10 protein-coding genes are annotated in these 15,127 nt (G+C 52.5%); 7 read left to right on the top strand and 3 right to left on the bottom strand.

Annotated features, from left to right (window positions below):
• Window positions 1–317: 317 nt before the first annotated feature.
• The gene (gene rlmD, locus LK436_RS15605) at window positions 318–1,703 is read right to left on the bottom strand and encodes a 23S rRNA (uracil(1939)-C(5))-methyltransferase RlmD (protein WP_008395511.1); all 1,386 of its coding nucleotides are present in this window, start codon (window positions 1,701–1,703) and stop codon (window positions 318–320) included.
• Between the two features lie 567 nt (window positions 1,704–2,270).
• Here rlmD and LK436_RS15600 point away from each other — a divergent pair.
• Window positions 2,271–2,708, top strand: a complete 438-nt coding sequence (locus LK436_RS15600) for a cytidine deaminase family protein (RefSeq protein WP_008395507.1) — start codon at window positions 2,271–2,273, stop codon at window positions 2,706–2,708.
• Window positions 2,709–2,716: 8 nt separating this feature from the next.
• Here the strand turns inward: LK436_RS15600 and LK436_RS15595 are convergent, their stop codons facing one another.
• Window positions 2,717–3,457 (bottom strand): Crp/Fnr family transcriptional regulator, encoded by a 741-nt coding sequence (locus tag LK436_RS15595; RefSeq protein ID WP_083794718.1) that lies wholly within the window; start codon window positions 3,455–3,457, stop codon window positions 2,717–2,719.
• Window positions 3,458–3,780: 323 nt separating this feature from the next.
• Here LK436_RS15595 and hcp point away from each other — a divergent pair, with 323 nt between their 5' ends.
• From hcp to LK436_RS15565, 6 genes are all read left to right on the top strand, one after another.
• Window positions 3,781–5,490 carry a hydroxylamine reductase gene (gene hcp, locus LK436_RS15590; protein ID WP_044930528.1) on the top strand — a complete coding sequence of 570 codons (1,710 nt, stop codon included), beginning with the start codon at window positions 3,781–3,783 and terminating at the stop codon, window positions 5,488–5,490.
• 197 nt (window positions 5,491–5,687) lie between these two features.
• On the top strand, window positions 5,688–9,089 hold the full coding sequence (locus LK436_RS15585; RefSeq protein ID WP_008395502.1) for a UvrD-helicase domain-containing protein: 3,402 nt from the start codon (window positions 5,688–5,690) through the stop codon (window positions 9,087–9,089).
• Window positions 9,090–9,258: 169 nt separating this feature from the next.
• Window positions 9,259–9,963, top strand: a complete 705-nt coding sequence (locus tag LK436_RS15580; protein WP_015573563.1) for a Maf family protein — start codon at window positions 9,259–9,261, stop codon at window positions 9,961–9,963.
• Window positions 9,960–10,748, top strand: coding sequence for a Cof-type HAD-IIB family hydrolase (locus tag LK436_RS15575; protein ID WP_008395500.1), 789 nt, complete (start codon window positions 9,960–9,962; stop codon window positions 10,746–10,748). The genes LK436_RS15580 and LK436_RS15575 overlap by 4 nt, the downstream gene beginning before the upstream one ends.
• 45 nt (window positions 10,749–10,793) lie before the next feature.
• On the top strand, window positions 10,794–11,792 hold the full coding sequence (locus LK436_RS15570; protein WP_008395499.1) for a peptidylprolyl isomerase: 999 nt from the start codon (window positions 10,794–10,796) through the stop codon (window positions 11,790–11,792).
• Window positions 11,792–13,309 carry a glycoside hydrolase family 3 protein gene (locus tag LK436_RS15565; protein ID WP_008395498.1) on the top strand — a complete coding sequence of 506 codons (1,518 nt, stop codon included), beginning with the start codon at window positions 11,792–11,794 and terminating at the stop codon, window positions 13,307–13,309. The genes LK436_RS15570 and LK436_RS15565 overlap by 1 nt, the downstream gene beginning before the upstream one ends.
• Window positions 13,310–13,584: 275 nt before the next feature.
• Here LK436_RS15565 and LK436_RS15560 read toward each other — a convergent pair whose 3' ends face one another.
• Complete coding sequence (locus LK436_RS15560) at window positions 13,585–14,880, bottom strand: M18 family aminopeptidase (RefSeq protein WP_008395496.1); 1,296 nt, start codon at window positions 14,878–14,880, stop codon at window positions 13,585–13,587.
• Window positions 14,881–15,127: the final 247 nt, after the last annotated feature.

Here is a 15,127-nt window from a genome sequence, read left to right as displayed (position 1 = left end):
ACAAGACAACGTTTCCCTCTTTAAGTTGGAAGTATTTTGAAATAGTATATCAGTTATATGTCCCTTCGTCAAAATTTTCATTCGCATTAAGGACATTTCTCCACTTAAAAGAAATTTTTCTGTGAAGCAGATATACCGACAAGAGTTTTGATCTTACAACATCTGACATTACTGTAAAATATTAATTGGCAAATAAAACAGGGAAGAAGGATGATCCCTCTTCTCAACATACAGTTTTTTAATTGTCCAGAAAAACACATAAAGGAGAATTACTGTTTCCTTGCACATATCTTCCATTATTTTGTAGTGTCCGATAACTAAATTCTTCCCTTCCTCTCCAGTTTCACCACACACTCGCAGTGTCCAGTCCACGGAAACAAATCCACCGGCCATGCCTCTCTGGCCTTATACCCCTTTTTCTCAAATACCCTCAAATCTCTGGCCAGGGTCTCCGGCCCGCAGGAGATGTAGACCACGGTTCTGGGCCCTGCCTGTGCTGCAGCCTGGATGAACTCCTCTGTGCTTCCGCTTCTGGGAGGATCCATAAATACCACATCCAGCCGTTCGCCGTCTGCTGCCATCCGGCTCATAAACCGCCCTGCATCATTGCAGTAGAATTCGATATTTTTGATTTCATTTCTCTTTGCATTCTGCACAGCGTCCCTGACAGCGTCACGGTTTAATTCCACACCGATTACCCGGCCGGCTCTGCCGCTGGCAGTGATCCCGATGGTACCGATTCCGCAGTAGGCATCCAGCACGGTTTCCCGTCCTGTCAGGCCGGCCAGTTCCATAGCCTTATTGTAGAGCTTTTCTGTCTGAACCGGATTTACCTGGTAGAAAGAGCGGGAAGAGATTCTGAATCTGTGACCGCAGAGAATATCCTCAATATAGCCCTTTCCCCAGAGGACATGCTCCTTCTCACCGAGAACCATGCTGGTGCTTCGGCCATTTACATTCTGGATAATGGTGGTAATCTCCGGATGCTTCTCCCTGAGAGCTTTGACAAAGTGATTCTTGGATGGAAAAACGGGGGAAGCGGTTACGAGAACCACCATGATTTCCCCTGTTGCAAAGCCCCGCTTGACGAGAACGTGGCGAAGCAGTCCGTAGCCTGTATCCTCATCAAAGGTGCGGATCTTAAAGGAGCGCAGCATCCCGCGGATGGTTCCGATGATCTCATCCGCCTTTTCATCCTCAATGAGGCAGGTCTCCACAGGAACCAGCTCATGGGTGCCCTCTTTATAGACGCCGGAAACCGCATTGCCCCTTCTGTCATGGCCGAAAACAGCGTGCACCTTGTTTCTGTAGTGGTACGGATTTTCCATTCCGATAATCGGTTTTACAGGGCACAGTCCCTTCAGGAGCCCGTTTATCATCTCCTGTTTGACTGCAAGCTGTTTTTCGTAGGAGAGGTGAAGATACTGGCAGGCGCCGCATTTTTTGTACACGGGACAGGCGCTCCGGCTTTTGCCGGAGGATTTTTCCCCGGTCTCAGACGGGATACGGGAGGACTTTCCGTCTGGAATCTGCCTGTCCGGGCGTTTTCTGTCTGAAAATCTGTCAGAAGACAAGCCCATGCCGCCGTTTTTCCTGCTTTTCTGAGAGGGAGCGGACCTCCTTTCACCGGACTTTCCAGGGCGATCTCCAATTTTCGGTCCTGCCGTCTCGGTTCTGCTGTTTTGTCTATGTGTAGGTTTCATATTTCGTTCTCCTTCTATGTTCTTTCATTCATTTTCCTGTCTGATTCAGTTCGGCAGATTCAGAAAAACTGTATCAGCCCGCCTCGGTTCTGTCTGGGGAACCGGCGTTTTTTCTGTACGGTTTTCTTTACTCTGCGCGTGGGTTTCTGTTCCGGGCTTTATCAGCCGGTTTTAGCTGTATGGTAATTATAAAAGATCTCCTGACCGCGATCAATCCCTATAAAATAACTGCGTCCCCAAGAGGAACCGGATAGTTCCTCTGCCGGATAAAGGGGCGTTTTCGGCGTTTCCTGTGGAACCATAAAACTATTTCATGATATAATGAGCGCAAGCGAGCCTGTGGGAGCTTGCTCACACGAGACGAGCGGCGAATGACGATCACAGGCTGTGCCTGTGATATAATGACCGCAGGGCGGACATTATATCTGTGCCGAGCCGCTGGCTCCCGAAGGGAGCCTGAATACTCCTGCGGCGAGTGCGCATCCCTCGGAGAGATACATATCCGAAGGATATGATAATAATGAGCTGCGATAAAGGATCAATTCCATTTGAAGGGGGAAGTATGTGATGGATATATGGGAAAAGTTATATATCAGAGCAAAAGAACAGTACCATCCAGAGGACGTGTCACCTTTTATCTATGCACATCATGTGGTCTGTGCCTTAGAAAGTGAGAACGGGGAAATTTACACGGGATTCTGTATTGAAAGCTGCTGCGGCGTTCTCGATCTGTGCGCAGAGAGAACTGCGGCGCTGAATATGTATATGAACAGCGGTCAGACGGTTGTGAAACGGCTGATTGCATTCAGAGACAAAGCGCCCTTTGGTGAGGGAAGCGGAATGCCCTGCGGCGCATGCAGAGAGCTTTTTATGCAGCTAAACAGTAAGAATGAAGAGATGGAAATCATGGTTGACTATGACAGGAGAAAGACAGTCCGGCTGAAAGAATTGCTGCCCAACTGGTGGGGATGGGACCGGTACAAGAACAGTGAAGGGAACCAGTAAGCCTACGCTCAGTCAGATTTTTTCTGCTCCGTTTCATTCAGATGGAATACATTTCGTTTGAAATCAAGCACGCCTTCCCGCTTCAGCCGGCCAAGCTCCGAAGAGAGCGCGCTCCGGTCTGTGCAGAGGTAATCGGCAAGCTGCTGCCTGTTGAATGGGATGGAAAAGGAGCTGGAGCCTGCCTGGGCGGAAACATCCGACAGGTAGGCCAGGAGCTTTTCACGGATAGAGCGGCGGGACAGCTGCTCCATCTTTTTCGTGAGCATCAGATTTTTCCCGGCAAGAGCGGAGAGCACATTCCGGATCAGCGTCTGGTGGAAGGGGCAGGAAGAGGGGCAAACGTCAAGAAGCCGGCTGACATTGACAAACAGCAGGGAGGAGTCCTCAGCTGCCAGGACGCTGACTGATAGGGGAGTTCCCGGAAGGCTGGCATAAGCCTCGGCGAAAAAGTTCCCTTCCCCGGCTTCCGACAGCAGATGCCTCCTGCCCCAGAAATCTTCTTTTACAATGTGCACAGATCCGGACAGCACGATTCCCATGGAAGAAACAGGTTCCCCGCTGTGATAAATAAATTCATTTTTCAGAAAGGTTCTTTTTCTCGCATCCAGACAGCCTAAAAGCCCGGTAAGCTCCCCGGCGTCAATCCCTGAAAACAGGGTACAGCCAAGCAGAGCCTTCAGCTCCCGGCCGGAATACCCCTTCGCTGAATTCTCAGATACATGATTAGTTTCTCCTGATATTCTGTCCATGTCCATGTTTTCTCCTGTCATTTTGATTTTATTCAAGCGGTTTTATTCAATCAGTTTTACCCCAAACGGTTCTGCCTCAAACGTCCTGAGCAGGCTGAAGCTTCCCCTGAGCCGGTTTATGGCGGAAATAACTGCTGTTTTTGTTGTAAATACAACAGAACTTTATTCCTCATTATAGTATAGTATCCCCAGACAGTCAATGGCGCCCACTGGTGCGTCTGTGCTGCCTTAAAAGAATGGAGATCACATCTTGCTGAAAAAGACAGAAAATGGTCTTCAAATTCATGGAAACAGAGAGAAAAGCGCCAGAAAAGGAGGATACAATGGCTTACAAAATGTTTTGTTATCAGTGTCAGGAAACGTCAGGGTGCAGCGGATGCACTCAGGGAGGGGTCTGCGGAAAGACGGCCAGGACAGCAAATCTCCAGGATCTGCTTGTCTATGCGTCAAAGGGGCTTGCCGCCGTCCTGTACCTGTCCGGTGAGAATGGGGAGGGCGCGGGAAGGCTGCCTATTAAGGAGGACAGCAGGCTGCTTCGCGACAACCTGTTTGCTACCATCACCAATGCGAACTTTGACGATGAGAAGCTCGTCTGCCGTATCTTTGCGACACAGAAGAGAAAGGAGGAAGCTCTGAGAAAACTGAACAATCCTGACGCCATCCTGGCGGGAGCCTGCGAGAGCCTGAAAGATGCCGTTCTCTGGATGCCTGGGACGAAGGAGGAAATCCTGGATCTGGCCGGGGACAGAGGAGAGAAAGAGAGTTCTGTTTCAGAGATATTCGGAATCCTGTCTGCAGGAAATGAGGATATAAGAAGCCTGAGAGAGCTGATCACCTATGGACTGAAGGGAATGGCCGCTTACCTGAAGCATGCGGACGTTCTCGGAAAGAGGGATGAGGAAACGGAGAACTTTATGATCCGCGCCCTCTCCGCCCTGGCTGATGACAGACTGTCGGCGGAGGAGCTGCTCTCCTTAGCCATGGAGACAGGGAAATTTGGCGTTTCTGCCATGGCACTTTTAGACAGGGCCAATACGGAGCGGTACGGCTCACCGGAGATCACAGAGGTGGAGCTGGGAGTCAGAAAGAATCCGGGAATTCTGATCTCCGGACATGATCTGAGGGATCTGGAAATGCTTCTTGAGCAGACGGAGGGGACGGGAGTGGATGTGTACACCCATTCGGAAATGCTCCCCGCCCACTATTATCCCGCATTTAAGAAGTACAGCCACTTTGCGGGAAATTATGGCAATGCCTGGTGGAAGCAGACGGAGGAGTTCGAGGCCTTCAACGGCCCGGTGATCCTTACCACAAACTGTCTGGTTCCGCCGAGAGCTTCCTACCGGGATCGCGTTTACACAACAGGGGCCGTGGGCTTTCCGGGCTGCCGTCATATTGAGGGAGATAGTGGAGAGAAAAAGGATTTCAGCGCAGTGATCGAGCAGGCCAGACACTGTGAGCCGCCGAGGGAGCTGGAGAGAGGGACAATCACAGGAGGTTTTGCCCACAGCCAGGTGCTTGCGCTGGCCGATAAGATTGTGGAGGCAGTGAAAAAGGGAGCTGTCCGTAAATTTGTGGTGATGGCAGGATGTGACGGCAGACAGCAGGGAAGGAGCTATTATACGGAATTTGCAGAAGCTCTTCCAAAGGATACGGTGATCCTCACTGCCGGCTGTGCAAAATACAGGTACAATAAATTAAATCTGGGAACCATCGAGGGAATCCCCAGAGTGCTTGACGCAGGACAGTGCAATGACTCCTACTCTCTGGCTGTCATAGCCATGAAGCTGAAGGAGGTCTTCGGTATGGAGGACATCAATGACCTTCCGATTGTCTACAATATTGCCTGGTATGAGCAGAAAGCCGTGATTGTGCTGCTGGCCCTTCTGCATCTGGGAATTAAAAATATTCACCTGGGGCCCACCCTTCCGGCCTTCCTCTCCCCGGGAGTAGCCCGGATTCTGACAGAGAAGTTTGGAATTCAGGGAATCACAGAGCCGCAGAAGGATATGGAGAGAATGGAGATTTTGTAAAGAAAATCGTGGAGCTTAAAGGCTTATAAGAGAAGGCAGAAAAGCCGAAGAAAAGGAAAAGCCATGGGGCAGGTTGCTATTTTCCCTTTCTGGATTATAATGGAAGCAGAGCGAAAACCTGCTCCCGGGATAAATAAGGGAGCAGGGCGGGCAAAGGAACGACTGATAAGAGATAAAAGATGCAAAGGAGAACCCATATGTATATTGCCGATCTGCACATCCATTCCAGGTATTCAAGGGCAACGAGCCGTGATCTGACGCCGGAACAGCTTGACTATTCTGCAAGGCAGAAAGGAATCAGGCTGCTGGGGACGGGAGATTTTACCCATCCGGCGTGGAGGGAGGAGCTGAAAGAAAAGCTGGAGCCTGCTGAGGATGGACTCTACCGCCTGAAAAGAGCGTACAGGAGGGAGGAGGAGCTGGCGTCCGGAGAGGAGGAAACACGTTTTGTGATATCTGGAGAGATCAGCTCCATCTACAAGCAGGACGGAAAGGTCCGGAAGGTTCACAGCCTCATCCTGCTTCCGGGACTGGAGGAGGCCTGGAAGCTCTCGGCCAAGCTGGAAACCATTGGAAACATCCACTCAGACGGCCGGCCGATTCTGGGGCTTTCCTGCCATGATCTCCTGGAAATCATGCTGGAAATCTGCCCGGAAGGGATGTTCATACCGGCCCATATCTGGACGCCCCATTTTTCCATGTTCGGGGCCTTTTCCGGCTTTGACCGGGTGGAGGACTGCTTCGGGGAGCTGACACCCTATATCCATGCGGTGGAGACAGGACTCTCCTCCGATCCTCCCATGAACTGGCGGGTCTCCGCCCTGGACCGGTTCCAGCTCATCTCAAACTCGGATGCCCACTCTCCGTCTAAGCTGGGGCGGGAGGCAAATGTGCTGTCCTGCGAGCTGTCCTATGAGGGGCTGAAACGGGCCATTGAGACAGGAGAGGGACTTTGCCGCACCATCGAGTTTTTCCCGGAGGAGGGAAAATACCATTTTGACGGGCACAGAAAATGCCATATCTGCTTAAGCCCTGCCGAGGCAGAGCAGTGTGAGGGGATATGCCCGGTCTGCGGAAAGAGGATGACCACAGGCGTTTCCCACCGGGTAGAGCAGCTTGCAGACCGGCCGGAGGGCTTTCTTCCAGAGAAGGTCAAACCCTTTGAAAGTCTGGTTCCCCTGCCGGAGGTGATTGCCGCGTCCACAGGGCGGTCGGCGGCGGGAAAGAAGGTGCAGGAAGAGTACGGGAAAATGGTGCGAGAGCTGGGCACGGAATTTGCTATTCTCAGGGAAATCCCCACAGAGGATATTCAGAAACATTCCGGCCGCCTGATCGCAGAGGGAATCAGGCGGCTCAGGGAGGGCAGAGTTACACGGCTTCCGGGCTTTGACGGGGAGTATGGAACCATACGCCTGTTTGAGCCGGACGAGATAGAGAACACGGACGGACAGATGAGCATGTTTGACATGATGGGACCAGGTGATTTCACGGAGTCTGCCGCCGGGCCGGAAAAAACAAAAGACCTGAAACAGGAGCCCCAGAGAGAAAGGGATGCAGAAGCCGGAGAGGAAAGGGGCATAAAGGCAGGGGACAGAGAAGAAAAGAACGGAAAAGAGGAGAATGGAGAAAAAAAGAACGGAGAAAAAGAGAACGGAGGAGAGAAATTCGGAGGGGACAGGGCAGAAAACGGAAGCGGAACGGATCTTTCCAAGCCGGAGAAGTTTTTAGAGCGTCTGAACCCGGAGCAGAGGCGGGCGGCTGCGGTGCCTGCCCGCTCCATGGCCGTCATAGCAGGGCCTGGAACAGGAAAGACCGGGACTCTGACAGCCAGAATCCGCTGCCTTCTGGAGGTAAGGCGGGTCAGGCCTTCGGAGATCACGGCAGTGACCTTTACAAAACGGGCGGCAGAGGAGCTTCGGGAAAGGCTTAAACGGGAGATGCCCCGCCACCGGACGATTTCCCGGATACAGACGGGAACCTTCCACTCTCTCTGTTATTCCATGCTGCGCCAGACCGGAGTGGAGTTTGAACTGGCGGACAGCCTGGAGCTAACGGAACTGGCCTCGGATGTGCTGAAGGAGAAAAAACTGAAAATCCGTCCGGCAGAATTTCTGAGGGGAGTGTCTGCAGAAAAATGCAGAAGGTGGGAGACAGGAGATGCAGCCTGCGGGAAGGAAGCCTGCAAAGAGGAAAAGAACCTTTTACCTGAAAAGCAGGAGGAAGCCTTTGAGCTGTATCAGAGACGCCTCAGAGAAGCGGGACTTTACGATTTTGACGATCTGCAGATAGAGGCGCTGCGCCTTCTGGAAGAGGACAGGGAGGCAGCGGCAGGCCTCTGCTCCCGTTTCCGGTATCTGCTGGTGGATGAGTTTCAGGATATAAGTCCCATCCAGTACCGCCTCATAAGAAACTGGAACCAGGAGGGAAGGGAGCTGTTTGTGATAGGAGATCCGGATCAGTCCATCTATGGGTTCAGGGGCTCCGATCCAGAGTGCTTTCGCAGACTTTTAGCGGAGTTTCCTGAGACATGCACGGTCCGCCTGGAACAGAACTACCGCTCCTCCTTACAGATCACAGAGGGAGCCTGCGCCATGATTTCCAATAATCCGGGGGGAGAGAGAAGACTCATCTCCGCAGCCGGTGAAGGGCTTCCAATTCGGATTGCAAAGGCGGCGGGAAGGCTCTCAGAGGGGATCTTTACCGCCAGAGAGATCAACCGGATGATCGGCGGAATCGATATGCTGGATGCTCAGGAGAGAGAGGCGGTTCAGGAGAAAAAAGTCAGGAGCTTTTCCGATATTGCCGTGCTGTGCAGAACCCACAGACAGGCAGAGGAGATAGAAGAGTGCCTGAGAAAAGAGGGGATCCCCTGCATTGTAACGGGAAGAGGGGAATTTCTGGAAGCGGAGACCGTGCGGGAGGCCACGGGCTTTTTCAGAAGTCTCTTGCATGACAGCTCAGATACGGAAAAGGCCCAGCAGCAGAGCAGAGAGATTCCGTTTATGAAAAAGCGTCTGGGAGAGAGTGTCTACGGCGGTCTCAGGGAGAAATACGAGCCAATGATGAAGAAGAAACCGGCAGAGCTTATCAGAAGCTACAGAGAGGACAGAGGGCTTTTGGAGGATGAGCCTCTTGAAAAGCTCACAGGGATGGCTCTGTTTCACAGGACGATGAGGGAGTTTCTGGACAACCTGGCCTTCGGGGCAGACGGAGATCTGAGAAGATGCGGGGAAAAGCGCTATACAGCAGATGCTGTTTCCCTGATGACGCTCCACGCCGCCAAGGGCCTGGAATTTCCTGCGGTTATCATAGCGGGGGTGAGAAAATACTCCATTCCCATGGAGCCGGAGCAGAAAAAAAGAGAGGAACCGGGCAAGATAACGGCTGAGTCTGAGGAAGACCGGTTAAAGAAGGAGGAGGAGAGGCGTCTGTTTTATGTGGGCATGACCCGGGCAAAAGAGGAGCTGATTCTGGTAACTTCCGGGACAGAGTCGGAATTTCTCGGTGAAATTCCGGAGCGCCTGGCTGTGAGGGAAGAGACAGGCGGAAAAAAGACCTTTGCACCGAGGCAGCTCAGCCTGTTTGATTTTATGAAGTAACAGAAGAAGAGAGAAAAGGCGGGCCTTGGGAGCACGCCGTTTAAACGGAGGTTTGCCAGACCTCCGTTTTTGTGGTATAAAAGAGGGGATACTATTATATAAGTATACTCCCTGTGAGCAGCAGCGGACCGGGAGTGTGAAGCACCTGAGGAAAGAGAAGCATACGAAGATGAAGCATACAGGAATAAAGCATACAGAATATGCGGAAAGTACAGAAAGCAGACAGGGAAAAAAACTGCCGTATCCGGTGATCCTGGCCTCCGCCTCGCCCAGGCGAAGGGAGATTTTAAATCAGATCGGCATAGAGCCCACTGTGATGCCGGGAAATCTTGAAGAACAGGTGACATCGGAAAGACCTGATGAGGTGGTGATGGAGCTGTCAGCCCAGAAGGCAGAGCATGTCTATAACATGTGCAGAAAAGACAGGGAAAACGGCAGTTTCATTGTCATTGGCTCAGATACGGTCGTGGCTGCCGGAGGAAAGATCCTGGGAAAGCCCGGGAATGAGGAGGAAGCGAGGGAGATGATTCGCCTCCTGTCCGGAAACGTCCACCAGGTCTATACAGGCGTCACCCTGATCCGGGGGGATAGGAAAATCACCTTTGCGGAAAAGACGGAGGTTTCAGTCTGGCCCATGACAGAGGAGGAGATAGAGGACTATATCGCCTTTCATGGTTCAGAGGACGATGGCGAGTCCGAAGAGAATCCCGGAAAGCCGCGGCATGAGTGGGAAGACAAGGCCGGCGGATATGGAATACAGGGCAGTTTTGCAAAATTTATCAGGGAGATTCACGGAGACTATTATAATGTGATGGGCCTTCCGGCCAGCAGGACGTATCAGGAACTTAAAAGGATTTCGGAGGAGAGGCTATGATTAAACTGATTGTGTCAGACATTGACGGAACTCTGGTGCGTGATGGGGAAAACCAGTTAAACACAGAGCTGTTTGATGTGATTATGAGGCTGAAAAAGGAGAAGAAAATCCACTTTGCGGCTGCCAGCGGCAGGCAGGTGGCCAGCATCGAGTATACTTTTGCGCCTATAGGGAAGGAGATTTTCTATGTGGCGGAGAACGGGGCCTATCTGGGATGCCTGGGCAGAAACCTGTTTCTCTACCCTATGGATCAGGCTGCAGCGGCAGAGCTGATTGAGGATATAAGAAAGAACCCTGTGATGGACATGGTGGTGAGCGGTGCAAAGCACGCATACATGGAAACGAAGGATCAGGCGTTTACGGACTGGGTGAAAAACGGCTACCACTTCGATGTGGTTCCGGTAGACGATGTGACAAAGGTGGACGATGTGATCATCAAGGTAGCTGCTTATAAAAAGTCCGATATTCAGAAAGAAGCGGGATTTTTCTTTGATAAATACGGCAGCAGAATGAAAATCACTATCTCCGGAGACATGTGGATGGACTGCATGCACACGGGCGTCAACAAGGGGGAGGCAGTGAAAACACTTCAGGAGAGCCTGGGCATTCTGCCGGAGGAGACCATGGTATTTGGAGATCAGCTGAACGATATTGAGATGCTGAACCGGGCCTACTACAGCTTTGCCGTGGGCAACGCCAGAAAAGAGGTCAAGGAGGCTGCCAGATTTCAGGCAGATACCAATGTGAACGACGGTGTTCTGAAAATTTTAAAACGCCTCCTTTAACAGGGGCAGTCCCGCCGTAGGGAGAAGAACAGAAGGAGAGATGGAATGGAGAGTAAAAACAGAAGGAGGGCCTGTGGGGCCAGACTGACGGCAGCTGCGCTTTTGGGCGCTGTGCTTCTGACCGGCTGTCAGAAGGCAGAATCCATGCTGGCCGGGATCACCAGCGAGCAGGGGTATGACCTTCCGGAGATCATGATCGTGGCAATGTCCCAGAAAAATACGTACGAGGAAATCTGCACGGATCAGATCTGGAGCGTGCAGGTGGATGATTCTGGTCAGACCTTTGAGCAGTATACAAAGGATCAGATAAAGAGCTTCATGGACGAGATGAAAACCATGACCCTGCTCGCAGAGGAGAGGGGAGTGGAGCTGACCAGTGAGGAGAGCGCAGCCATGGACGCGGCTGCGGCCGAGTATGTGGCTGCGCTGACACCGGAGGATATCGCCTATATGGGAGTGGATGAGGAGACCGCCGAGACCGTGTTCCACGATTACTGTCTGGCCAATAAACTGGTGGGCGAGCTGACAGAAGGAATGGATATGGAAGTCAGTGACAGTGAGGCGAAGGTGATCGACATTACTGAGGCAAGGGCTGAGGATCAGGAGACCGCTGAGCGGATTCTGGCCGGCATTTCAGAGGGCTCTTCTCTTGAAAAGGCCGCCTCTGCCGAGGGACTTACAGTCTCTGAGAGAAAGCTGGGAAGAGCCGAGGAGAGTGAGGATTTTGAGTACGCTGCCTTTGGTCTGGAAACGGGACAGGTGAGTGAGGTAGTGGAGGATAACGGACAGTACTGCGTCATCCGCTGTGACAATGACTATGATGAGGAAGCCACGGCTGAGAGAAAGGAACAGATCTATGAGGCCAGACGGGAAAAGGCCTTCCAGGACATCTACGGCAGCTTCAAGGAGGGCATTGCCCTGAAGGATTCGGAGAAGATCTGGGAAGGCGTAAGTCTCAGCGGAGAGCCTCACGCTGTCAGCGCTGACTTCTTTGAGATATACAAAAAGCATGCAGGCGCTTTTGAAACGCCGGGAGACAGATAATGGACAAGGACAGTTTGGACAGAACAGAGGGACTGGAGATCATAAGGAGACGAGGGGACGCAAAGAGGGAAATCCCCGCTGCGCAGGATAGGACAGGACAGAGGGAAAGGGAAGAGAAGCCCCGCTCCAGAGACAGGAGAAGCCGGAGGCGCCGCAGGAGAGGGAGAAACAAGGGCAGGATAGCTGCGGTTATTCTTATTGCTCTCCTCTGTGCTGCGGCATTGGCCGGAGTATTCTGCTTTGCAGGAAAACGAAGAGCTGAGGCTGGCAGAGAGGAAGCCGGAGCGATCCGTCCGGAACGGATTCCGGGGGATGACACAGGGACGGGGCTTGGCGGAAAGGCTTCAGAAGCTCATACGGCGGCAGAGTCCGGTGAAAAGGCCCCGGGAGAGGAGACTGGGCAGTCAGGAGAAGGCGCACAGGCGGAGGGCCGCTCTGAGGCGGAAAAGAAGGCAGAAGAGATTTTGGATTCTATGACCCTGGAGGAAAAAATACTGCAGCTTTTTATGGTAACTCCTGAGGCTCTCACCGGATATGACGAGGTGTATGCTGCCGGAGAGGCCACGAAGGCTGCCATTGAACAGTATCCGGTAGGCGGCATTGTCTATTTCAGCCAGAACCTCCGGGATGAAGCCCAGACAAAGGACATGCTGACACGCACGAACCAGTACGCGAAAGAGCGGACAGGGCTTCCCATGCTGCTGGCTGTTGATGAGGAGGGAGGACAGGTCGCCCGCATCAGCGGCAGGGAGGGCTTTGCCCTTGACGCTTTTCCGGATATGAGCGATATTGGAGCTCAGGGTGATTCGGAGAAGGCCTACGAGGTGGGGGACGCCATAGGCGCTTACCTGGCAGAGCTTGGATTTAACATGGATTTTGCCCCGGTGGCCGATGTGCTGACAAACCCCGACAATACGGTGGTAAAAAGGCGTTCTTTCGGAAGTGACGCAAAGACCGTGGCCAACATGGTGGTGCGGGAGACGGAGGGTCTGAAAAAACATGGAATCAGCCCGGTTCTCAAGCATTTTCCGGGTCATGGCGGCACGGCAGAGGACAGCCATGAGGGAGCAGCAGTGATCCACAGGACGGTGGATGAGCTTTTGGAAAATGAGCTGATTCCATTTTACACAGGGATTGAGGCAGGCGCCGACTTCGTCATGGTGGGGCATATCAGTGATCCGGAAGCCGTGGGGGATGACCGCCCGGCCGTGTTTTCCAAAACTCTTGTGACAGAGGTGCTGAGAGATACCCTGAAATTTGACGGGATCATTATCACGGATGCAATGAATATGGGAGCCATTACCGAGTCCTGCAGCAGCGGCGATGCGGCAGTAAAGGCGCTGGAGGCAGGAGTGGATATGATCCTTATGCCGGAGGATTTCAAAGCTGCCTGTCAGGGAGTGGAGGAAGCTGTGGAGGCGGGAACCATTGGCGAGGATCGGATCGAGGAGTCGGTTTTAAGGATCCTCACTCTGAAGGCAGAAAAGCAGCTTGGCGCGTCAGAAAACCAGGAGTGAGACAGCACAGAAAGGCGTCTTGCGGCTTCAGGTCAGAAAAAAGATACAGAAGGAAAAATAAAAGAAGGGGAAGTAAATAAAAAAAGAGGAAATAAATAAAAGAAGAGGAAATAAAAGAAGAGAACACAGAAGAGAAAATACTGACAATGAGCGAAAAAGGAGACAGAGCAGCCCAGGCAGCCCTGCCTCCTTTTTCGCTCTGAATTAAGATGTTTTCCAGGTGTATTCCCTGTGACCTGATCTTTAACTGCCGTTTTTCCGGCAGGATGTCCGGATTAAGCCAACAGGCAGCGGGCCAGCTCAGCCAGAGCCCACTGATCCTTTACCCCCATCATCTCGCGGGCAGAGTGCATGGCAAGGATTGCCACACCTGCGTCCACTGCCGGCATGGTGAGCAGGCAGGAGGAGATGCTTCCGAGGGTGGAGCCGCCCTTGATGTCAGACCGGTTGGAGAACTTGCGGTAAGGAATGTGGTTCCTGCGGCAGATTCCCTCGATGACGCTGACGTGGGAGGCGTCGGTGGCGTAAGCCTGGCTGACTGCCAGCTTCAGCCCCACGCCGCCGTTTAAAGGAACCCGATCCTTAGGATCGTATTTCTCCCCCTTGTTGGGGTGGTAAGCGTGAGCCACATCCAGGGAGAGGAGGAAGCCTCCGAACAGGGAGTCTAAAAATTCACTTCTGCTGTAGCCAAGGCTTAAGTAAATTTTTTCCAGAATCCTGTCTGTCAGAGGAGAGGCAGCGCCCTGCTTCGTGCTGCTTCCGATCTCCTCATTGTCATAGAGAGCTGCAACGCTGATTCCGCTCTTTCTGCTGCTGTTTATAAGGCCGCTCAGGCAGGCGTGGACACTTGTCAGGTTGTCCAGGCGCGGGGAGGATAAAAATTCATTGTTTATGCCGAGAACCTGAGGCTCGTCGCAGTTGTAAATGTAGAATTCGTAGTCTAAGATATCCTCCTTCTTCACCTTTAATTCTCCGGCCACCAGCTCCAGGAAGAAGTCGTCTCTGTTCAGACTTTCATCCAGCATGGCGATAATCGGCTGCATGTCGATCTGCGGATTCAAGGCAACGCCGCTGTTCACCTCCCGGTTAAAATGGATAGCCAGGTTCGGAACCGTTAAAAGGGGGCGCTTAAAATCTACGAGATGCACGTTGGGGCTGAACGGATCGTCGGACACAGTGCAGACCTTTCCGGCCATGGAGAGGGGGCGATCCATCCATGTACTTAAAATAGGGCCTCCGTATACGGCTACATTGAGCTTTGCGTAGCCCTCAGAAGCGATCTCGGGAGACGGCTTGACCATCAGGCAGGGCCAGTCCGTATGGGAGGAGGCGATGCGGAATTTCGGGTGGTTTTCTGCATCCTCTCCCACAGTAAAGCCTACAAGGGTTGTGTCAAAGGCGTTGACGAAATAGCCCTTTCCGGCCTCGATGGACCACGGCTCGTCCAGCTTAAGTTCTGTAAATCCGCGGCTCTCAAGAAGCTCCATGGAGTAGCGGATCGTATGAAGCGGGGAGACTCCTGCACGCAGGAGCTCCATCAGCTCGTTTAAATCATTTGTATACTGTTCCATTACAGTTCCTCCTATTTTGCAGTCGTGCCCTGCAGCTTAGAACCAGTTCCCGGCCGGGGCCTGCTCTGAGCGGACAAAAGCACACATAAGAGTATAAATAAAAGTGATGTTTTTTGCAACGGAAAGAAATGAGAAAAGAAGAAAGGCGCAGGCAGGCTGCGGTTTCATCTTGTAATGACAGGGCGGTTCATAGTATACTTGTGTTATCTCTTTGCAGCCGGGAGACCAAAGCTGGCGTGAAACGGAA

The sequence above is a fragment of the Clostridium sp. M62/1 genome, assembly GCF_020736365.1.
Classification (GTDB): Bacteria; Bacillota; Clostridia; order Lachnospirales; family Lachnospiraceae; genus Otoolea; species Otoolea saccharolyticum_A.
The sequence above is the reverse complement of the archived record's forward strand: the minus strand, read 5'-3'. Positions and strand labels throughout refer to the sequence as shown.